This is a genomic window from Chryseobacterium daeguense DSM 19388 (genome assembly GCF_000430825.1).
Taxonomy (GTDB): Bacteria; Bacteroidota; Bacteroidia; order Flavobacteriales; family Weeksellaceae; genus Chryseobacterium; species Chryseobacterium daeguense.
The window spans coordinates 56497-77216 of sequence record NZ_AUMT01000001.1; the positions used below are offsets into that span (position 1 = coordinate 56497).

At 35.4% G+C, this 20720-nt stretch carries 18 protein-coding genes, 1 tRNA gene and 1 pseudogene; 5 read left to right on the forward strand and 15 right to left on the reverse strand.

The features are described from left to right. Positions 1-43 precede the first annotated feature (43 nt). Positions 44-123: transfer RNA gene (locus H560_RS0100390), tRNA-Leu, on the reverse strand. Positions 124-201: 78 nt separating this feature from the next. Next, on the reverse strand, positions 202-969 hold the full coding sequence (locus tag H560_RS0100395) for an MBL fold metallo-hydrolase (protein WP_027378198.1): 768 nt from the start codon (positions 967-969) through the stop codon (positions 202-204). Between the two features lie 54 nt (positions 970-1023). Here H560_RS0100395 and H560_RS0100400 point away from each other — a divergent pair, with 54 nt between their 5' ends. Then, positions 1024-2451: a nicotinate-nucleotide adenylyltransferase gene (locus H560_RS0100400; protein WP_027378199.1), complete on the forward strand. Its 1428-nt coding sequence runs from the start codon at positions 1024-1026 to the stop codon at positions 2449-2451. Between the two features lie 12 nt (positions 2452-2463). Then, positions 2464-2913 (forward strand): GAF domain-containing protein, encoded by a 450-nt coding sequence (locus H560_RS0100405; protein WP_027378200.1) that lies wholly within the window; start codon positions 2464-2466, stop codon positions 2911-2913. A 7-nt stretch (positions 2914-2920) separates the two neighbouring features. Here H560_RS0100405 and H560_RS23520 read toward each other — a convergent pair whose 3' ends face one another. From H560_RS23520 to H560_RS0100420, 4 genes are all read right to left on the reverse strand, one after another. Next, positions 2921-3052: a hypothetical protein gene (locus H560_RS23520; RefSeq protein WP_262486250.1), complete on the reverse strand. Its 132-nt coding sequence runs from the start codon at positions 3050-3052 to the stop codon at positions 2921-2923. A 109-nt stretch (positions 3053-3161) separates the two neighbouring features. Further along, complete coding sequence (locus tag H560_RS0100410; protein ID WP_027378201.1) at positions 3162-3899, reverse strand: ABC transporter substrate-binding protein; 738 nt, start codon at positions 3897-3899, stop codon at positions 3162-3164. A gap of 26 nt (positions 3900-3925) precedes the next feature. After that, positions 3926-5272 carry a magnesium transporter gene (gene mgtE, locus H560_RS0100415; RefSeq protein ID WP_394330250.1) on the reverse strand — a complete coding sequence of 449 codons (1347 nt, stop codon included), beginning with the start codon at positions 5270-5272 and terminating at the stop codon, positions 3926-3928. A 312-nt stretch (positions 5273-5584) separates the two neighbouring features. After that, positions 5585-6136: a hypothetical protein gene (locus H560_RS0100420; RefSeq protein WP_027378203.1), complete on the reverse strand. Its 552-nt coding sequence runs from the start codon at positions 6134-6136 to the stop codon at positions 5585-5587. A 172-nt stretch (positions 6137-6308) separates the two neighbouring features. On the opposite strand from H560_RS0100420, the gene rpsO reads away from it, so the two are divergent. Then, positions 6309-6578, forward strand: a complete 270-nt coding sequence (rpsO, locus tag H560_RS0100425) for a 30S ribosomal protein S15 (RefSeq protein ID WP_027378204.1) — start codon at positions 6309-6311, stop codon at positions 6576-6578. A gap of 255 nt (positions 6579-6833) precedes the next feature. Here rpsO and H560_RS0100430 read toward each other — a convergent pair whose 3' ends face one another. Continuing rightward, positions 6834-8255 (reverse strand): sugar MFS transporter, encoded by a 1422-nt coding sequence (locus H560_RS0100430; protein ID WP_034752072.1) that lies wholly within the window; start codon positions 8253-8255, stop codon positions 6834-6836. Positions 8256-8740: 485 nt separating this feature from the next. Between H560_RS0100430 and H560_RS0100435 the strand changes: the two genes are divergently transcribed. Continuing rightward, positions 8741-10984, forward strand: coding sequence for a polyribonucleotide nucleotidyltransferase (locus H560_RS0100435; protein WP_027378206.1), 2244 nt, complete (start codon positions 8741-8743; stop codon positions 10982-10984). 70 nt (positions 10985-11054) lie between these two features. Here the strand turns inward: H560_RS0100435 and H560_RS0100440 are convergent, their stop codons facing one another. The 3 genes from H560_RS0100440 to H560_RS0100450 are packed head-to-tail and all read right to left on the reverse strand — an operon-like array spanning position 11055 to position 13938. After that, positions 11055-13037 carry an outer membrane beta-barrel family protein gene (locus H560_RS0100440; protein ID WP_027378207.1) on the reverse strand — a complete coding sequence of 661 codons (1983 nt, stop codon included), beginning with the start codon at positions 13035-13037 and terminating at the stop codon, positions 11055-11057. Further along, on the reverse strand, positions 13034-13492 hold the full coding sequence (locus H560_RS0100445; RefSeq protein ID WP_027378208.1) for a carboxypeptidase-like regulatory domain-containing protein: 459 nt from the start codon (positions 13490-13492) through the stop codon (positions 13034-13036). The genes H560_RS0100440 and H560_RS0100445 overlap by 4 nt, the downstream gene beginning before the upstream one ends. Before the next feature lie 5 nt (positions 13493-13497). Then, positions 13498-13938 carry a MarR family winged helix-turn-helix transcriptional regulator gene (locus H560_RS0100450; protein WP_027378209.1) on the reverse strand — a complete coding sequence of 147 codons (441 nt, stop codon included), beginning with the start codon at positions 13936-13938 and terminating at the stop codon, positions 13498-13500. Between the two features lie 389 nt (positions 13939-14327). On the opposite strand from H560_RS0100450, the gene H560_RS0100460 reads away from it, so the two are divergent. Continuing rightward, the gene (locus H560_RS0100460) at positions 14328-14762 is read left to right on the forward strand and encodes a cold shock domain-containing protein (protein WP_027378210.1); all 435 of its coding nucleotides are present in this window, start codon (positions 14328-14330) and stop codon (positions 14760-14762) included. 72 nt (positions 14763-14834) lie between these two features. Here H560_RS0100460 and H560_RS0100465 read toward each other — a convergent pair whose 3' ends face one another. From H560_RS0100465 to H560_RS0100485, 5 genes and pseudogenes are all read right to left on the reverse strand, one after another. Then, complete coding sequence (locus H560_RS0100465; RefSeq protein WP_027378211.1) at positions 14835-15929, reverse strand: nucleotidyltransferase domain-containing protein; 1095 nt, start codon at positions 15927-15929, stop codon at positions 14835-14837. Between the two features lie 77 nt (positions 15930-16006). Continuing rightward, the gene (locus tag H560_RS23525) at positions 16007-17005 is read right to left on the reverse strand and encodes an AAA family ATPase (protein WP_027378212.1); all 999 of its coding nucleotides are present in this window, start codon (positions 17003-17005) and stop codon (positions 16007-16009) included. Further along, positions 16927-18198 carry an AAA family ATPase gene (locus H560_RS23530; protein WP_027378213.1) on the reverse strand — a complete coding sequence of 424 codons (1272 nt, stop codon included), beginning with the start codon at positions 18196-18198 and terminating at the stop codon, positions 16927-16929. Before H560_RS23530 ends, H560_RS23525 begins: the two co-directional genes overlap by 79 nt. An 81-nt stretch (positions 18199-18279) precedes the next feature. Next, positions 18280-18833, reverse strand: a pseudogene (locus H560_RS20890) (nucleotidyltransferase domain-containing protein). A gap of 415 nt (positions 18834-19248) precedes the next feature. After that, entirely contained in the window at positions 19249-20631 is a 1383-nt protein-coding gene (locus tag H560_RS0100485; RefSeq protein WP_027378214.1) for an RtcB family protein, read from the reverse strand. Between the last annotated feature and the right edge of the window lie 89 nt (positions 20632-20720).

Below are 20720 nucleotides of genomic sequence, written 5' to 3' on the forward strand. Positions count from 1 at the left end.
ACTCTGCAAACCTTTTGTGGAAGGGGGTTTGCAGAGATAATTGTACCCAGGATCGGGATCGAACCGATACTCCTAAGAACTGGTGTTTGAGACCAGCGCGTCTACCAATTCCGCCACCTGGGCTGGTGTTACCATGCTTTTAATTGGTGTGCAAATATAGAAACTTTTATTAATTCTCAAAAACTTTTTAACGAAAAATTTTTAAAAATTGAGTTCCAAACCATCGTAGGCAAGGTGTATTCCGGTTGGAAGTTGTTTATCTTCAACATCATGTAGCCCGAGATGGTGACTGATGTGGGTTAAAAATAATTTTTTAGGCTGAAGCTCCTCAAATAACCTGATCACATCAGGAAGAATAAAATGTGCAGGGTGCGGATCAAATTTCCGGATACAGTTTAAAATAAGGAAATCCAGATCTTTCAGTTTTTCCTTTTCAGTCTCTGAAATAAAACCGGCATCAGTAATGTAAGCAAGTTTTTTAAATTTATAACCAAAAACGTTAATCTTAAAATGAATCACTTCAATCGGGGTAATTTCCGTGTCCAAAACGGTGAACGGTGCATTTTCAATTTCATGAAGATCAAAAGCCGGCGCTCCCGGATATCTTACGTCTGCAAAAGCATATGGAAAGCGGTTTTTTACTTCCCGGCCAACCCTCGAATAGCAATAAAGCGGCATGTCTTTCCCGCTTTTAAAAATCAGCGGACGCATGTCATCAAGGCCTATCACATGATCATTATGCTCATGGGTAAGAAGAGCAATATCCACATGACTTTCCTTATTTGAAAGCATTTGCTGCCTGAAATCAGGACCGCAGTCGATTAAAATTTTCCTGTTTTCATCAGTAGTTACCATTACAGAAGATCGAAGACGACTGTCTTTGGGATTATCTGAAGTACACACTTCACAAGTGCAGCCAATTACGGGTACACCCTGGGAAGTTCCAGTTCCTAAAAATTTCAACTTCATTTTCTTTTGAGGTTGGTTTAATTTTGGTAAATTTACGAAAAATTTAATGTCCTAATGTATCAGAAACTAACTCCTAAACAAAAAGCATTAACAATTAATCTAGATCCTACTATTTATGGTACTTTCGCGGAAATTGGAGCAGGGCAGGAGACTGTTCGACACTTTTTTAGAGCAGGAGGAGCTTCCGGTACAATTGCCAAGGCAATGTCCGCTTACGACAAAGATTTTAGTGATGCCATTTACGGAAAAGAGGTAAAAAACAGGTACGTTACCCAAAACAGACTTCGGAAAATGCTTCGTTATGAAGTAGCCCTTATCGAGGAAAGAATTTCAAGGGAAAATAACCCGAACCGAAAGTTTTTCTCTTACGCAAATACGGTTACAACCATTAATTTTGATAAAACAGTTAAAGGTCACGGATGGGTGGGAATCCGTTTCCAGGTAAAGGAAAATGAAGATTATAATGAAATTGTAATTCACGTAAAATTCAAGGAAAATGATGCTACCCTTCAGCAGGAAACATTAGGGAATCTTGGAGTAAACCTTATTTTCGGGGCGTTTCATTATTTTGATAATCCAAGAAATTTAATTGAATCTTTATACGATGATGTAGCGAAAGACAACCTTGAAATTGATATGATTGATTTCAGCGGGCCTGCTTTTTCTTATGTGGACAACAGATTGATGTCATTACAGCTGGTAAAACACGGAATGACGGATGCCGTAATTTTTAATTCTGAAGGAAATAATATGCTTCCGGCAGATATTTTATACAAAAAAAATATTTTTGCGGTAAGAGGAAGCTTCAGACCGGTAACCAAGGTAAATATTGATATGCTGAAAAACGGCATGGATCTGTTCCTTAAAGATGCCATCTGCACCCAGGAAGATACAGAAGTTCTGATTGAAATTACCATTTCCAATCTCCGCGCAGACGGAGATATTGATGAAAGGGACTTCCTTGACAGGGTGGATATTTTAGGTAAATTAGGCTATACGGTTATTATTTCAAATTATTCTGAATATTACCGTCTTATAGATTATTTCGCTTCCTACACGGGAGGAAACATTGGTGTTGCAATGGGGGTTAACAACCTTTTAATGGTATTTGACGAGAAATATTATAAGAATTTATCAGGTGGAATTCTGGAAGCTTTCGGGAAGTTTTTCAGGAACGGGATGAGGGTATATTTATATCCTTACAAAGATCCGGAAACACACGAACTGTTGAATTCTGATACTTTAAAAGTGGAAGAAAATTTAAAAGAGCTTTATAAATATTTCAAGCACAATGAACGTATTGTAGACATTACAAGCTACAATCCGGAGTTTTTGGAAATTTATTCAAGAGATATTTTGAAAAAAATTGCATGCAATATCAAAGGCTGGGAAAACCAGGTTCCGGAGGGTGTTGCGGAAATGATCAAAGAACGCGGAATGTTCGGCTACAAAGAAGAACTTTCCTTAAAACAATTCTCTTAAAAACAATATATAATGTCAGAATTAAAGAAAAGACTTTCGTCTATCCTGGAAAGTCCTAAACATAATACAGATGAAAAGCTTGAAAAAGTTTGTCACCTTTTGGATCAGGAAATATCTTATTTCAACTGGACGGGCTTCTATTTTAAGAATGGAGATAAAGATGAGCTGAAACTGGGGCCTTATGTAGGTGCACCGACCGATCATACCATTATTCCTTATGGGAAAGGGATTTGCGGTCAGGTTGCAGTTTCCAATGAAACTTTTGTAGTTCCTGATGTTCATCAGGAAAGTAATTACCTAAGCTGCTCAATCGATACAAAAGCTGAAATCGTAGTTCCTATCTTTAAGGATGGGAAAAATGTAGGCCAGATAGATATTGATTCTCATACTATTGATCCTTTTACGGCCGAAGACCGGGAATTGCTGGAATGGCTTTGTAACGAGGTTTCAAAGATTTTGTAATTAAAATTTACTTTAAAATAGTGACTCCGGCCCGAAGGGCCGGAGTCTTTTCTTCTGAATATTGTTTATAATTCAACTGCAGTCTGGCAACTGGCATTCTGGTGGCTGAGGCTCTCGAAGCCACAATAAGATCTTTCAATAGGAGCGGGCTTTAGCCCGTTAAATAATATAAAGGCTTTAGCTAAAACTTAAAAAATTAATTATAAAGAATTAGGTAATTAGTAAAAATTAGTAAAAATTAGTAAAAATTAGTAAAATTCATGTTTAAGGTCAGTAAGCAATTCCACAAAATAATCCCCACATTTCGCAATATGTGTTCCATACCAGGAAAAAGCCTCTCCATCCACAATCATAATTTTTTTATCGGGATAAAACTCTTTCAATTCTTCAATATGTTTCTCTTTAAAAGGAAAAGGTTCGGAAGAAAGCATGATGATATCTGCTTCAGCTAAATCTTCAGTTTCAATGACTGGGTAACGCGTTTTGTCTGTAAAAATATTTTCAAAACCGATCTCACCAAGTATTTTATGAATAAACGTATCTGAACCAATGGTCATATAAGGATTTTTCCAGATCAGATAAGCGACTTTTATGTTCGATTGAATTTTAGCCTGATTTAAAACTTCGTAAATTTTAAGATTGAAATGTTGGGCTTTATCCTCTTTGTTAAAGATTTTTCCGAGATTTTTAAGCAAATAATAATTGTCTTCAACAGTTTCTACATTCGTCACCATTACTTTGTAATCATTCATCAGTGCTTCCACCTGCTCTTTTACATTTTCTTCTTTATTGGCCAGAATCAGGTCGGGTTGTAATGCTTTGACTTTATCAATGTTAATGTTTTTTGTTCCGCCGATAACAGCCACATTTTTTACTTTTTCCTCAGGATGAATGCAGAATTTTGTCCTGCCGATGATTTCATTTTCCGTCAAACCCAAATCAAATAAAGCCTCAGTAATTGAGGGAACAAGAGAAATAACTTTCATTATACTGTTTTAGATGCTGTCTAAAATTACAAAAGTTTACCCGTTAAGAAAAGTCCTGCCACGGAAAAATAAATAATAAGCCCGGTTACGTCTACCAGAGTGGCTACAAATGGAGCAGAAGAAGTAGCGGGGTCGAGTTTTAATTTCTTTAAAATAAAAGGAACCATAGAGCCGGAAAGTGTACCCCAAAGTACGATCATTACTAAGGAAACGCCCACACTCAGTCCTACAAAAGCCCAATGCATGCCATAATCGAAAAAGCCTGCTTTATGCCAGATCATAATTCTTAAAAAACCGATAATTCCTAAAACCCCACCAAGAAATAATCCGGTGAAAATCTCTTTTTTCATGACATACCACCAGTCTTTCAATCCTATTTCCTGGAGCGCCATTGCACGGATGATAAGCGTTGCGGCCTGCGAGCCGGAATTTCCTCCACTAGAAATAATTAATGGTACAAACAGAGCGAGAACAACCGCCTTCTGAATTTCATCTTCAAAATATCCCATCGCCGAAGCGGTAAGCATTTCGGAGAAAAACAAAATAATCAGCCACATGCCTCTTTTCTTCACCATTTCGATCAGGGAAGTCTGGGTATAAGGAACATCCAGGGCTTCAAGACCCCCGAATTTTTGAATATCCTCGGTATTTTGCTGTTCGATTTGATCTAAAATATCATCAATGGTTACAATTCCCACCAAAACGCCGGATTCCGTAACGATCGGCAGTGCAGCGCGGTCATATTTTTCGAAATACTGAACGGCATCTTCTTTTGAGGTGGTAGTGGTGATAGCAACAAAATGATTGTCAGTAATATCTGAAACCAACGTGTCTTCTTCCGCCAATAACAGACTTCCGAGAGCAATATCATCAATCAGACGGTTTCTTTCGTCTACAACATAGAGGTAATTCATGGTTTCCACCCTGCTCCCGACTTTTTTTATTTGCTGAAGACACCTTTTTATCGTCCACTCTTTTCGGATCTGAATATAATAAGGGGTCATCAGACGGGCAATGGAATCCGAATCGTAGCCTAAAAGCTTCAGTGCAATTCTTCTTTCCTGTGGGTTCAGATGATTGATGGAGTATTTGATGAGCTCATCCGGAAAATCCTCGAACAGGGCAGTCCTGTCATCCGGCGTCATTGCATTCAGGATCTCGGAAACTTCGTCGCTTCCGATACTTCTGATCGTTTCTTCCTGAAAATCAGGGTCTAGATGAGAAAAGACATCGGCTTTATATTCTTTGGGAACCTTCAAAAATGCCAGAAGCCTCTCATCAGCGGGAAGTCCACTAAGAGTTTCGGCAATATCGGCAGGGTTAAAGATAAGTTCGTCTCTGGAATTCAAAGCTTGGATTTTTTGGATATGCAAAAATAACCCAAATTTTTAAGAATCGCCAATGATCTGGTAAATTTAAGGATTTATTAAATTTCAGTAAAAATAAAAACACCCGCGAAAAACACGGGTGTTCTGAAGAAATTTCAATTGAGATTGTTTGAATGAAATGTTTAGTCTAAATTAATAAAATAATTTAAATTATTCACCATTTTATGAATTTAAATTGATGAAATTCAATGGTCTGCATAATATTATGAAAAAACAAGGTGATTTTGTCTTTAAGTTTGTTGCGTGAAAAGATAAATAGCTAAAAATTGAAAATATTATCTGAATTGATAGAAAAGGTTAAAATCCTGCGTCAGAAGAAGGTTTCAATTGTCTTAATTGTTTGATGATTCCTTTGATGGCGCCATTGGTCCCTATTTTTACGGAATTTACGGTTGAACCCAGAAGACGCATATTCTTTTTATAGGTATCGTAATCGGTTTCTGTAAGGAGATTTCCTTCGGAATCAAAAAGTTTCATACTTACCACTACCTGATTGGAAAATACATATTTACCTATTCCCACCTTAAAATATTTCACTTTGGAAACTACGGCAAAATCTGCATCATTGTTGGAGTTATAATCTGCAATGGTCTGCTTATCAATACTGTCGAAAGAAATTTGTGTTTCCGTACGGATCATTTTGTTTTTTCTTTCGCTTAAATTATCAGAAACAGCTGTAAAAAATGCCAGATTGGTAGGTTCTTTAATCTCCTCGATGTCTGGCTCTACTTCGGGATTGAAGTACAGTACTTTTTTTATTTTTGATTCGGAATTTCTTTGTGCCTGTAGGGAAGAAGCACTTAGAAATATGATTAGGGTAACAGTTGTAAAGGATATAAATTTTCTCATCACTAATTCGAATGCAAAATTACTGCCTTTTAATGGGATACCATAATTTTTTTAAGATATTTTTAACATTTTTTTCTATCAAATTTCATTTACAGAATCAATAATGTTTGCAGAATAAAAATAAAGTCGTACTTTTGCACCCGTTACATAATAATCATTAAACAATATTGGAATGTACTTAACAACAGAAAAAAAGCAGGAAATTTTCTCTAAACACGGGAAATCTGCACAGGACACAGGAAGTGCTGAAGGACAAGTAGCACTTTTCACTTTCAGAATCAATCATTTATCTCAGCATTTAAAGGCTAACCGTCATGATTTCAACACAGAGAGATCTTTGGTTAAATTGGTAGGTAAAAGAAAAAGATTACTAGATTATCTTAAAAACAAAGATATCAACAGATATAGAGCGATTATCGCTGAACTAGGTTTAAGAAAATAATCTACAAGATTTTAAGATAAAAGCAATCTCGAAAGGGGTTGCTTTTTTTTGTGATAATTTTTAGTGTTTTGAAATTATTTGATGAGACTCTTCGACATCGCTCGGGATGACATCACGATACTATGTCTTAAAAATATTCGGAATAATTTGCCAGTGTCATCCTGAGCGAAGTCGAAGGATCAAATATAGATTTTAAATATTTATACAAAAAAAATGAGACGCTAAAAGCATCCCATTTCAATATTTATTTTAAAGTTAATGTCCGGATTTTGCCTCGGTTGTTTTTACATGGCTCAAATACCTGGTGCAATAAGCGCCGAAAATTAATATAACCACATAGCAGAAAACCGGAATGATGAATGAGGTCTGAACACCAAAAATATCAGCTAAAAATCCTTGGAAAATTGGTACAATAGCACCTCCCAGAATGGCCATTACCACTAAAGAAGAGCCCTGGCTGGTATATTTTCCTAATCCTGAAATTGCCAGCGTATAAATATTAGAAAACATAATAGAATTGAATATTCCGATTCCCAAAACACTGTACATGGCCATCTCACCCTGATTGATTATTGTGGAGATTAATAAAATAACATTTACCGCCGCGAAAATAGAAAGTGTTCTTGCCGGAGCTGCTTTCCCGATAAAAAACGCTGCAAAATTGAGCAGGATAAATACAATGAAAAAGCTGATCTGGGCAAAGCTAAGATTTACAACGCTGAAGATCACAAGAAAAACTAAAGCTGCAGCTCCAAGCATGAAAACCGCTTTTTTTGCCTGACTGATCGATTGATTCAGGGAAATTGCTCCCAGAAAACGACCGATCATAGCCCCGCCCCAATATAAAGAAAGGTAGTTTTTACTGATCGTTTCATCGAATCCCATAATTTGCGGCTGTTCCAGAAAGCTGATGATGAAGCTTCCCACGGCTACCTCGCCGCCCACATAACAAAACATTGCAAAAACCCCGAATATCAGGTGATTGTGCCTTAATGCGCCCCAACCTTTTACGATTTCTTCGGTTTCCGTGGTGAATGAAGGGAGTTTTACTCTTGAAATGAGTAAGCCTACTAATAAAAGAATAGCAGCGAAGATTAAATACGGAATTCTGGTTGCCACCGCACTGAAAGACCCGTCCGGCTCAGAAAAAAGCTCAAAAATCAAATGTCCTCCTAAAACCGGTGCAATTGTAGTCCCGAATGCATTGAAAGCCTGAGTCATATTCAACCGGCTGGATGCGGATTCTTCTGATCCCAGTAAGGAAACATAGGCATTGGCAGTAATTTGCAATACGGTAAATCCTAATCCTAAAATGAATAAAGCTCCCAGGAATAAAGGATAAGAAGAAAAAGTTGCGGCCGGATAGAATAAAATACAGCCTAAAGCTGCCAGACCGATTCCGAATAAAATTCCTTTTTTGTATCCTACTTTGTTAATGGGATCTCCATTGGAAATTGAAATGAAAAAATAGATCAGGGATCCGATAAAATAAGCTCCAAAAAAACAAAACTGAACGAGCATGGATTTGAAGAAGCTCAGTTTAAAAAGCTGTTTCAGGTAAGGGATCAAAATGTCATTCATACAAGTGATGAATCCCCACATAAAAAACAAAAGAGTAATGGTAATAAGCGGAACAGTGTAATTCCTGCCTTGCGATTTTACTTCATTATTAATCATAAACACATATTTAGTAAGAGAAATTTCTGTTCTCTTTTAATTCAAATCATCACAACGGTTTGAAATCTTCTGTTAAATCCTAAAATAATTAAAAATTTTAATCGAAAACCCAGAAGCTTAGCAAATATAAGGGACGGGAAGTTTTGATGCAAACTTTATTAAGTTTTTAATATAAATTTTATTTTTGATGATTTTAAAATATATTGTTTGAGATGATTAATTTTATTTATTTAAAATAAAATTCGGTTTATTAATGTTAATTCTATTTAAAAAATGATATTTATTTGTTTTTATCAAAATGAGATAATAAAGCCTGTTTATTTTACATCAGAAAGGAATTATTCAATAATATTTAGCGGTAGATTTTCATATTTTGGTGCTAAAAATTTAAAAAATCATTATAATATATTACCTTTGCATCGAAAATTTAAAAAGTTTAAATAATTAATCGTACTCAATACGGAGTACAAGAGACGAAAAATTTTATGAGTATACCTCAAGCGTTTACAGAAATGATTACTCTTGCAGACGGCAGAGAAATCACCATTGAAACAGGGAAGTTGGCAAAGCAGGCCGATGGATCTGTGGTAGTTAAGATGGGCGGAACAATGCTTTTAGCAACTGTTGTAGCCAATAAAGAAGCAAATCCAGGTGTAGACTTTTTACCATTAACAGTAGATTACAGAGAAAAATTCTATGCAGGTGGAAAAATTCCCGGGAATTTTTTCCGTAGAGAGGCAAGACCTTCGGATCAGGAAATTCTGACGATGCGTCTTGTAGACAGGGTATTGCGACCGCTTTTCCCTGAAGATTTCCATGCTGAAGTTCAGGTAATGATTTCCTTACTTTCTTATGACGGAAAGTCAATTCCTGATGATTTGGCAGGTTTGGCGGCATCTGCTGCGATTGCCATTACCGATATTCCTTTCAACGGGCCTATGTCTGAAGTAAGAGTTGTGAGATTTGACGGACAGCTTTCTATTAACCCAAGCTTTGAAGAACTTAAAAATTCTGAGCTTGATATCATGGTAGGAGCTACGAAAGATTCTATCGTAATGGTAGAAGGGGAGATGAAGGAGATTTCTGAGCAGGAAATGCTGGAAGCTATCATCTTCGGTCATGGTGAGATCAAAAAACAAATCGAAGCACAGGAAAGGCTGGCTGAGAAAGTAGGAAAAGCTTTCCCAAAGAGAGAATATTCCCACGAAGTTCACGACGAAGCGATCCGCGAAAAAGTATGGAAAGAATGCTATGATAAAGTATATGAAGTAGCAAAAACTCCATCAAATAAAGAAGAAAGACACGAAAAATTCAAGGCTGTTCTTGATGAATTCTTAGCGCAATATGTAGATAATGCAGAAGAATTGGAAAGAGTAACACCTTTCGTGAAAGTATACTATCATGATGTAGAGAAAGAAGCGATGCGTCAGATGATTTTGGAAGACAATATACGTCTTGACGGTCGTGATCCTCAGACGATCCGCCCGATCTGGTCAGAGATTGACTATCTTCCGGGAGCTCACGGATCTGCTGTATTTACGAGAGGGGAAACTCAATCGTTAACAGCTGTAACGTTAGGTTCGGTAAAAGATGCCAACATGGTTGACAGCGTAATGTCGCAGCACGACGAAAAATTCTTCCTACATTACAATTTCCCTCCGTTCTCAACAGGTGAAGCAAGACCTTTAAGAGGTACTTCAAGAAGAGAAGTAGGACACGGAAACCTGGCACAGAGAGCTTTACAGGCTGTAATTCCTGCTGAAAATCCTTACACTATCAGAATTGTTTCCGATATTCTTGAATCAAACGGTTCGTCTTCAATGGCAACGGTTTGCGCAGGAACATTGGCTTTGATGGATGCTGGTGTACAGATTACAAAACCTGTTTCAGGTATTGCAATGGGATTGATCACGGATACAAAATCCGGTAAATTTACGGTACTTTCTGATATCTTAGGAGATGAAGATCACCTTGGGGATATGGACTTTAAAGTGACGGGAACTGCAGACGGTATCACAGCGTGCCAGATGGATATCAAAATCCAGGGGCTTTCTATGGATATCATGGAAAAAGCTTTGATGCAGGCTAAAGATGGAAGATTACATATCTTAAATAAAATCACGGAAACTATTTCTGAACCAAGAGCAGACGTAAAACCTCACGCTCCGAAAATGGTAGTAATGGAAATCCCGAAAGATTTCATCGGTGCAGTAATCGGGCCTGGTGGAAAAATCATTCAGCAGTTACAGAAAGATACGGATACGGTTATTGCTATTGAAGAACAAGGCGAAATCGGACGTATCGAGATTGCAGGAACTGACAGAGAAAAAATCAATAATGCTGTTGCTAAGATCAATGAAATTACTTTCGTACCTGTAGTAGGCGAAGTTTACAAAGGTAAAGTAGTGAAAGTAATGGATTTCGGAGCTTTTGTAGCAATTGCTAAAGGTACTGAAGGACTTCTTCATATCTCAGAAATTGAATGGTCTCGTTTAGATAAAGTTCCTTATGCAGAAGGTGATGAAGTGGAAGTGAAGTTCATGGGTTATGATGACCGTAAGAAAATGAAACTTTCAAGAAAAGTTCTTTTACCTAGACCTCCAAGACCGGAAGGAAAACCAAGACCGGAAGGCCAGGGAAGACCTAACGACAGACCAAACAGACCGGAAGGACAAAAACCTCAGGGTGAAAAGCCTGCGGATCATCAAAATCCTCCGACTGAAGCTTAAGAACATTAAATTCTTATATAAAAAATCCCTCAAAGTAATTTTTGAGGGATTTTATTTTTGCTTAATAATTCTATCCGTTTCCGATTCTCTGTTTCAAATCTTCCGCGCCGCCCGTCTTTCTTGGCTGCCCGGTTTTTCCGGAACCAAAATTATAGGTGTAGGAAAGCGTTGCAACACGCGTATCTCTTCTTACTACAAAGTTTTCTACATAATTTGAATAAACATTTCTCGCCTCAGGATTGCTTTTAAGGAAAATATCATTGAAAGAAAATTTCAGCGTGCTGTTATTTTTAAATTTCTTCTGAGCACCAATATTTACAGACCACATTGGTTTCAGGAACATGTAAGCGTACACTTCTTTTGCCTTATAATTTCCTGTAAGCTCGGCAGAAAACCCGTTTCCTAGTTTAAAAGAGTTGATACTGTTGATATCAAAGGTAAAATTCCCCTGGTTTTTAATGGAAGTATCAGCAATATTTCCCGTATAGCTGCCGTAGTAGAAATTGGCGTTATTGTTCATATCCCACCATTTAGTCACTTTTACAGGAGCAATAAGATTCAATCCGTAATATGAAGCGGAACTCAGGTTTTCATTAGCCTGAACCACTACAATATTCCCGTTTTCCACCGTTGGTTTCAGAACATCTGTAATATTATTCTTCGTTTTGCTGTAGCTTAGGGTGGCGAAATATTTATTTTTAAAGCTGTAAGTAAGCTCATAATTCATCGTAGTTTGTGGATTCAGATCCGGATTTCCTGCCTGGTACGTAGTGAGATCCAGATAGAATTTGAACGGATTCAGCTGTCGGTATGTCGGTCTGGTAATTCTTCGGCTGAAATTGAGCTCTACTGTATTTTTATCATTCAGATCATAAGAAAAAACAGCGCTTGGAAATAATTGAGTGTAATTCTTTTTGTTGATCTGATTAGTGGTAATCTGATTCCCTTTCACATTGGTATTTTCCACTCTCAAACCGAAATTTACCTTAAATTTGTCCCAGTTTTTTATTAAATTTCCATAAATGGCATTAATATTTTCTTCATAAATAAAATGATTCGTTTTAGATTGATCCAAAATCAGGCTTCCTGAACTTGCATTAAAAAACTGAAGATCGTTATCTGCTTTTACAAAACTTGTTTTAATTCCGGTTTCTAATTTCCAGTTCTTTTTGAAAACTTTGGTAAGATCAGATTTCAGGGAATAAATGTTCAGATTTCCGTCTAAATCTCCTTTCAGGTTATAAGGATTGGGAGCCAGGGAAGTTGAAGGTACAGGATTTCCGTTTACATCAAAATTACGGGTAATAAAATTCTGCATGGATGTATTGGAATAATTAATAAAATCCATATCCGTTACAAGCTCCGAACCTAAAGAATCAATCGTAAGCTTATGGTTAAGGTTAAGAGAAACATTTTTCCAGTGATCGCGGTTGTTGCTTTCTGTATTTGACGTTCCCGAAGGCTGGTAATTGTTATTTAAAATCAAAGTCTCATTATTGCTTGTGGGATCAAACCTGTTGCTGATAAAACCAACGGAAAATCCAAAGACATTTTTATCATTTGCATAATAATCCATCCCGGCTTTTGCGATGTGGTTCCGGAAATTCATTTTAAGGAAATTATCCTGTACATAAGCTTTCTGGAAGGCTCCGTTTTCATCGTAAAAATTTCTGTCCAGCATCAGATGGTTAAAAAATTCCCTGTATGCAAAGCTGTAGTTAGCGAAAAGGTTTACTTTTTTATTCCTGTGATTGATGTTGAAACTGTTGTTGTTTTTAATATATTTTCCGGTTCCCAAAGCTGTTGAAACGCTTCCGTTTGTTCCTTTTCTCTGATCTTTCTTAAGCTTGATATTAATGATTGAAGTTCCGGCTGCATCATATTTTGATGAAGGATTGGTGATGAATTCCACTTTCTCTACACTTGCAGATGGAATTCCGCGAAGATAGTTAGCAAGGTCGGTTCCGGTCATCGGTGTGTTTTTTCCGTCGATCTGTACCAGCAAATTTCCCTTTCCGCGGAGGCTGATATTGTCATTGTTGTCCACTTTCACACCGGGGCTTTTTCAAGTACTTCAAATGCCGAATTTCCGGTGCTTACAATGCTGTTTTCTACATTCAGGATCATTTTCCCGTCCTGCCTTTCAATGTAAGGTTTTGTTTTTGTGATTGTTACGGCTTCTATAGCTTTTTCATTCAATGATATTGAAGGAAGGGTAGTGTCTCCTGTTACCGAAATGTTGTCTGATGCATACGTTTCAGCTCCGTTTCTATTGATTTTAATTGAATAATTTCCCGAAGCAAGATCATTGAAGCTGAAATTTCCTTTCTGATCTGCAACTTCTGTTTTGACTAATTTATTTTCAGAATTAAATAAATTGATTTCTATCTGATTCATTTTTTCGGAATCAATTTTTCCGGTTAAGGAAAAGTTCTGCACTGTTTGTGCCTGCAGCATGCTGAAAGCTGAAAGGATCCAAACGAAAATGAGTAAAAATATTCTGGCCATTGTGTTTATTTATTAGGATTAATACAATTTTTTGATATTGTAAGCAAAGCGGAATTCATGATTTCAAGCATTTCTTCCGAAATGCCGTTCAATGCGGTTTTCCTGTTTTCTTCTACAAGATGCTGGACTTTCTTAATGATTTCCTTTCCGGATTCTGTGACTTCCAGATTGGTCTTCCGGCGGTCTTCTGTATGGGTGTTTCTTGTAATATATTCTGATTTTACAAGCAATTCAATGATTCTCGTTACGGAAGCATTGTCTTTAAAAACAATATCCCCGATTTCGTTTTGTGTGATTCCCGGGTTTTCAAGAATAGCTTTAATAATTAGCCATTGGTCAATCGTTATATTAAAATTATTCGCCTTTAATTGTCTCTGGGCATAATTTCTATAGGTTCGGATGGCTTTATCCAGATTATAGAATATGATTGAGTCTAATTTTTCCATGATAATTTTTTAGTTAAATTTAAAATGATTTATCAAACATTGATATATCAATTAATAAGTTGATGAAGTTTAAAATTTGTTACAAAGAGGCTGAAAATTTTGAAAAAATAATTGTGATTCATAAAATGAATTGAAATTCAATTAATTAAAATGCCACCAGTTCGGTGAATTTTTCGTATATTTGTATATAATTAATAAAAAGGTCTCTGCCTTTGCTTCTCTGTAAAGTTTAGAATTTCAATTTTTTTCTCTCCAGTTTTTGCTTTTCAGCTGACATTTTTTAATAGTTTCCATGGCCTGAAAGATGGATCCGGAACATTAAAAAGCTTTTTATTTCTTTTCATTCCGAAAAGTGAACTCATTGAATAACAATTAATTTACAAGTATATATGGCAGATTCTTTCTCTAAAAAAGAAAATCTTAAGAAAAAAATCGAAAAGCAAAAAGAAAAAGCTCTTAAACGTGAAGAGCGTAAATCGAGCAACAACAAAGGAAAAGCTCTGGATGAGATGTTTATGTATGTGGATGCAAACGGCCAGCTTACAACTACGCCGCCGGATGCCAGTGACAATCCTGAGATTAACGTTGAAGAAATACGTCTGGGTGCAGCACCTATAGAAGCTGAGGAAATCAGAAAATCTGGAATCATCACGTTTTTCAGTGAAAAAGGGTACGGATTTATTACTGAGGATAAAACAAAAGAAAATGTATTTTTCCACAGCAATAACTGTTCTGAACCTGTAAAAAAAGGAAATAAAGTTTCTTACGAAAAAGAGAAATCACCAAAAGGTTTTTCTGCAGTAGATATTAAAATTGTAAGATAAACACACCAATTTATATAGAAAAGAGCTCCGTACTTCGGAGCTCTTTTTTTATGTTTAGTTAAAAATTTTCATTTAGCTGTTGTATAGATTTTCACGGATTTCCACCAGGATTTTTGTAGTTTTCGAGATATCTGGTGTTTCCGGAAGAGTAGAAACTAAGTGATAATGCTCAATGGACCGGATCAAGTCTTCTGCTTTCTGCATTACTGCTTCATACGGCCAGTTCCCGGCTTTTATGTCCAGCAGTTCGTCCCGGTTTTCTACGCAGATATTCAGGAAATTTGTTTTGAAAATCTGTTCACAGGACTGCAAAAGACGGATGGTGTGCATCATATTTTTGCTGTCATAATTCTGCCCGTGGTTTTGATTGACATTGTAACGGTCTTCATTCCGCTCGGAAACCCATTTCCAATATTCCCGGTAGTCTTTGCAATACGTAGAGTAGGCATCAAGATTACAGAAGAGATAGGCCAGTGGCTTTTCACCTTTCGGGACCGATGATACGGAAACCTGATTGGCTTCTTCATTCTGGATAATTCCTTTGTAATTAAGATCCCCCGTTTCATTATAGAAAAGTGCAAACATTCCTTTGGTATTGTCAATGCTTATCAGACCGCATTTTTCCTGAACCAAACCACCCCTTCCTTCGGACAGCCCTCCAGATGAGGGGAATTCCTGCAGCCATTTCTTCAACGGAACGGAACCCTGATTCTGCAAAATATAACAGAAATCAAGAATGGATTTTCTCTCTTTGTCGATTGGGTTCAGAATCTTTTTGTTGAGTCCTTTTGCTTTTTTGATCTGCGAAATGGCATACCCTGCAAAGGTATCTTTACATAATTTGGAAAGAAAATCTTCAGGCTTCAGCAAATCCATTAACGGATTTTTATGCTGAATACAGTCTTCCGGACTCGCCAGAACTTCCAGAATATTCGGATTGTTTTTCTGCAATAACTCTACAAATCTCCCGATCTCATAATACGTAATATCATTTGTTTCATTGGAAATCTGCAGAATATAGTTTAAGCCAAAAAAATCTTCTTTCGGTAAATAATACACTCCTCGGATATCTGTATCCGAGTTTTCCGTTGCGAGCCCGAAAGAGCGGCTTCCGGAGATGGATTGGAAGAGGATGAGGTTGCGGGATTTTATGTCTTGGATATTAATCATATTTGCATCATTTTATCATAGTGACTTTTACCGCCTATTTTTTCAAATAATAGTTCGAAAGTTTTTAATGCAACTTATTTAGATTCATCAGAGATTCTTGTAAAATAAATTTCATCATTTGTAGATACACTATGGCTTCCATCTTGCATTTCAGAAATTAATGCTGTAATGATTAAGTTCTCTGAACTTTCTTCAGGTGTATCTTCTCGCAGGCTCCATAAATCAACACCATTTATTAGTCCCATAAAATTTCCGTAGCTTTCAACAATTCTACGCATATTATTCATAAGAGATATTGAAATTTTTTGAGAATTATCTTTTTTGATTTCCTGCCATAATAATTGATAATCGTTGAATGCAACATTTTCATATTTGGTAATTCTTTCTATAACAGAAGTATTATTTGTTTTTTTTAGATTAAAATAAGAGGTTGAATTACATATTCTTTTACCAAAATATAAAGCTACCTCTTTATAGAAGAAAATGTTATGTGTTAAGATAAAAACTTGTTCTATATTTTCATTTTTTAATTGATCAATGAAATTATTTCCTTGTTGATCTTTTCCTTTCCCTTTTTTTGCAATTAGCCTTCTAATTAAAGTTGAAACAAAAAACAAAACTTGACTATCCATACTTGATACTGGATCATCAATTATAATAATTTTCTTTTTTGAGGAATTATCAGTATCATTTGTTCCAAGACATAATTGATAAAAATATAAAAATGCTATAAAATTTTTTTCTCCTTCACTTAATGTTTTAAAGATATGATTATTCGAGGTTTCTCCTTCTCGCAAAATAAAATATTTGATGATATTATTTTCAGATTCTTTTCTTTCAATTTTAAATCCTGTAAAATTATTTTTTAATAGCAAATCATTTATATTATCAACAGCTTTTTGAGTGTTAATTGTTTGGCTTTGCCATTCTTTAATTTTATCTTTTGATTCAATTTTTTGATTTTTAAAAGTATCAATTTCTGCTTTTAATTTTTCTAATTTTTCAAGACTGTAATTATCCGCAATCTTAAAAGAATTGATTTTGTCTTTAACCTGATAGGAAATATACTCCATATTTCATCTGTTAATTCTTGTTGGTTTTGTTCTTTGTTGTCAATTTCTTTATTATGAATTCTAATATTTTCGTTGACTTTTTCAATTTCGATTTTAAATAATTCAATAGTTTCTAACTTTTTCTTTTCATTAGGATTATCAATTTTAGCCTGAATTTCTTTTTCATTTTTATTCAAAATCTTTGTTAGTTGATTTTGTATTTTTAGGATATCAAACTTAACCAAATCTGAATCTGTTAAAGCTTTCAATGTTGAATCAAAAGAGGAAGTTTTGTTAACATAATTAGAATATAATTCTTTAAGATTTTTAATTTTTTCTTCTCTTGTAGTATCAAAATAACTTTCAAATTGCTTTAATAAATCTTTATCAATTGTTTGTTTCTGACAGAAAGGGCAATCTTGAATTTCTTTTTCCTTATTCAAAAAATTAATTCCTTGTTGAACCCAAGCACTATTGTTTAATTTATTAATAATAAAAGCAATAGGAACATCATTACTTCCTAAAATAATTTCTTCTAAAGCATTATTAAGTTCTTTTTCTAAATCAAGTATTTCATTAAAATAATTAACGGAAATATTATTCTCTATTTTAACTAATTCTTCTAAATAGTATTTTTTATATTTTTCAGAAATATAATTTAAGTTTTGTGAAGTGTATTCTGTATTGTTTATTTCAACAAGTTTTTCATAAAAAGGATCTTTTCTTCCTCCTAAATTTATTTTGTTAAAGTTCTCTTGAAATTGCCTATTGTAACTCCAGCAATCTTCTACTATATTAACATACTCTTGCTTTTTTGAATTTTCAAGCTTTTGTTTTTCTTCATCTTTATCTAAAATTGATTTTTCAATGTTTTGTAATGTTAAATATTCATTTTTTATATTTTCATCAATTTCTTCATTCTTTTCATCCAGTGAAAAAATTCCGGATAGTTCAGTTTTGATGTAAAAGTTATTTTGCACAAAATCGGAATCAAATACAATTATTTCTTCTTCACTTCGATTAAAAGCATTAATAGAGCATTTATTGAAGGGGCTTACGAGAACTTCGTTTTGAGAAAGATTATAAAATAAACGCGCAATTGTAGACTTTCCAGAACCATTATTACCAAAAAAGAAATTTACTTTTTTGAGATCATTTATTTCAGTAAGGTTTTTATAGGTGGCAACTTGATTAAGTTCAATTCTTGTTATCATAAGTTGAAGGTTATTAATAGTTTACTGTAAATATAATATGAATAGTATAAAAAACGACTACGGATTCCCGTAATCGCTTATTTATATTGCTAATATCTCTCTAAAAACCCTCTCCATCTCACCTTTATCCGCATTTCCACCCTTCAAACTCTTCGCTCTTTCCTCATTATCCTTCACCATTTTCTCCAAAAATCCAAACAATTCCCAGTCATTTGGATGATAATAAGATTCTCCTTTTGTAGCTTTTAAAGTGATCAAATTTTCTATTTTCGTTCTCGTAAAATCATCGACTAAAACCAGCAATTCACTGAATAAAACTGGGGGAACAGTTCCTTTTTCCAGTATCCATTTTCCGGTTAGAGAAGTTCTGAGGCAGTAAAAATAAGATTTCAATTTTACTTCATCGGTTCTGCTGGTTTCCAGGTATTTTTTGCTCATGCTCAGATAATGGTAAGAAACTGCTATCGGAGAAAAACATTCATCCGCCAGAGGCTTAAACAAATCATAAAATTTTCATTCTTTACATAAACGATCGGTGAATAAAACCAGCTTAATAAAGCGGCATTTGACCTCAACAGCAAATGAAAAGTTTTCCTTAAATCCCATCCCGAACCATCCAGATCATCTTCGGTCATGAATTCTATTGTTTCATCTTTATCCCACGGCGCGTTTTTCCTCGACTTCTTTTAATTTTTCTAATATTTTTGGTAACATGTTTTCGTTGTTTTTTTGGTTAAAAATAAAGGCGCAACTTGTTTAAAAACTTTCTGCTTTAAGGCACAATGATTTTATCTTCGATAAAATTACATTTGCATGAAAAACTTTGATTCTTAATTTACTTTAATGAGACTTAGGAAAATGGAGCGTTAAGAAAATTAAAAGTTAATCCGTTAAAAAATTTCCACTGTTTGAAGCGCGACCAAAATCTTGAACCGAAGAACAATCTTAAATTCGCGCAAGTTTTGGGAATTTTAGGATTAACTTTTAATTTTTAGCGGAAGTTTCTAAGTCTTGAATTTTTGTTTCTTTTGTTTCAAGACAAAAGAAATATTAAGCTTTTCTAAGTTTCTTCTTCCTTTTCCAGGGCGCATTCTTCTGAACATCTCCCGCCATGATACATCCGTAAGGCATCACTTCATCCAGAACTTCACAAAGTCCGTATTCTTCAATCTGGGCTCTCACGTTTTTGGCACTTTTATAAGCCGTCGGAAGCTCGGAAATATCAATTTCATTAGTAAAGAAACGAACGTCAAGTCCTTTTGTTTCCTCTGCAAAAACTTCTTCAATGGTTTTATGAGCCAAAGATTTTTTATGCTGGGTTCTGCTGAAATTTCTTCCCGCTCCGTGTGGTGCAAAACCGAGATTTCTCTCGTTGGTGGTCCCTTTTACAATCAAAACAGGTTCTGACATATTTAGCGGAATCAGTCTTGGTCCCGTAATATCCGGCATAAATTTATCGTCCAAAGGCGTTGCACCTTTTGCGTGGTAAAATAAATCTCCATCTTTGAAAACAAAATTATGCTCGTTCCAGTATCTGTCTTGTTTTTCAATTTCCAATTTAGTTAAAACGGCATCGTGGATAGAAGTATGGTTTTCTTTCGTCCATGTTCTTACCAGCTGAAGTGCTTCCCAGTAGGATTTTCCTTCTTCGGTTTCATACGGAATCCAGGCATTTTCTCTCAATGTTTCAGGGGAAATTTCCTGTCTGAATCTGTTTGCCACCTTCATTCCTTTATCATATAATGCAGCTCCCGGCGCTCTTGAACCGTGATGTGTTACCAACATTGTATTTCCGGTATTTTTTGAAATCCCGACAAATAAGAAATGGTTTCCGTCACCCTGCGTTCCCATATGAGAGCGGGCGATGCTTATTAATTTTTCATCATTCAGGAAATCATTTGCTCTGAAAGCATCTATCAATTCCTGAGACATCTGCATTTGCTCGCCTCTTGGCCTTCCTCCATATCCGAAATGGGTGATCGAATGGGCAGCATCCAAAACTTCTTTAGGGTCTGCTTTTCCAAAATCGGTCAGCATTACAGAACAGCAGATATCTGCGCTGTGAAATCCGGGATGGATGGCATTTTTTGCCACTACAACTCCGCCAACAGGAATATGACCTTCAGGACCTGTAGGACAGGCATCGGGCATAATGGCACCTGCAACTAATGTTGGTGTTTTCATCAAAACTTTCATGGTGTTGATTACTTTTTCCACGTTATCGTTCTCACTTTCATGCTCTGCTCTGATATTGATGACAAAATCTTTTGCTGTTTCATGAAGCGGAATAAACTCAGGCTGTTTGAATTGCTCCAAATATTCTTTGATTTGATTTTCGTCTAATTTATTTTCATTGATATGAGCAATAGCTTCTTTGAACCATTTTGCCGGTCTATATCCTAATTCTATTAATTGATTTCCGTTAAATTCCATTTATTGTTTCATTTTGTTGATGCAAAGTAAGAATACAAGTGTGCAATCTTTTTGCGTAGTTGAATTTATTTGAATATTTTTGAATAAAA

Bases quoted from the DNA above. Each gene is read 5' to 3' on its own strand.
- H560_RS0100410 (WP_027378201.1), bottom strand. From the start codon at position 3,899: ATGAAAGTTATTTCTCTTGTTCCCTCAATTACTGAGGCTTTATTTGAT.
- H560_RS0100395 (WP_027378198.1), bottom strand. From the start codon at position 969: ATGAAGTTGAAATTTTTAGGAACTGGAACTTCCCAGGGTGTACCCGTA.
- H560_RS0100400 (WP_027378199.1), top strand. From the start codon at position 1,024: ATGTATCAGAAACTAACTCCTAAACAAAAAGCATTAACAATTAATCTA.
- H560_RS23530 (WP_027378213.1), bottom strand. From the start codon at position 18,198: ATGATAACAAGAATTGAACTTAATCAAGTTGCCACCTATAAAAACCTT.
- H560_RS0100445 (WP_027378208.1), bottom strand. From the start codon at position 13,492: ATGGCCAGAATATTTTTACTCATTTTCGTTTGGATCCTTTCAGCTTTC.
- H560_RS0100420 (WP_027378203.1), bottom strand. From the start codon at position 6,136: ATGAGAAAATTTATATCCTTTACAACTGTTACCCTAATCATATTTCTA.
- H560_RS23525 (WP_027378212.1), bottom strand. From the start codon at position 17,005: ATGGAGTATATTTCCTATCAGGTTAAAGACAAAATCAATTCTTTTAAG.
- H560_RS0100485 (WP_027378214.1), bottom strand. From the start codon at position 20,631: ATGGAATTTAACGGAAATCAATTAATAGAATTAGGATATAGACCGGCA.
- H560_RS0100435 (WP_027378206.1), top strand. From the start codon at position 8,741: ATGAGTATACCTCAAGCGTTTACAGAAATGATTACTCTTGCAGACGGC.
- rpsO (WP_027378204.1), top strand. From the start codon at position 6,309: ATGTACTTAACAACAGAAAAAAAGCAGGAAATTTTCTCTAAACACGGG.
- H560_RS0100460 (WP_027378210.1), top strand. From the start codon at position 14,328: ATGGCAGATTCTTTCTCTAAAAAAGAAAATCTTAAGAAAAAAATCGAA.
- H560_RS0100450 (WP_027378209.1), bottom strand. From the start codon at position 13,938: ATGGAAAAATTAGACTCAATCATATTCTATAATCTGGATAAAGCCATC.
- H560_RS0100405 (WP_027378200.1), top strand. From the start codon at position 2,464: ATGTCAGAATTAAAGAAAAGACTTTCGTCTATCCTGGAAAGTCCTAAA.
- H560_RS0100430 (WP_034752072.1), bottom strand. From the start codon at position 8,255: ATGATTAATAATGAAGTAAAATCGCAAGGCAGGAATTACACTGTTCCG.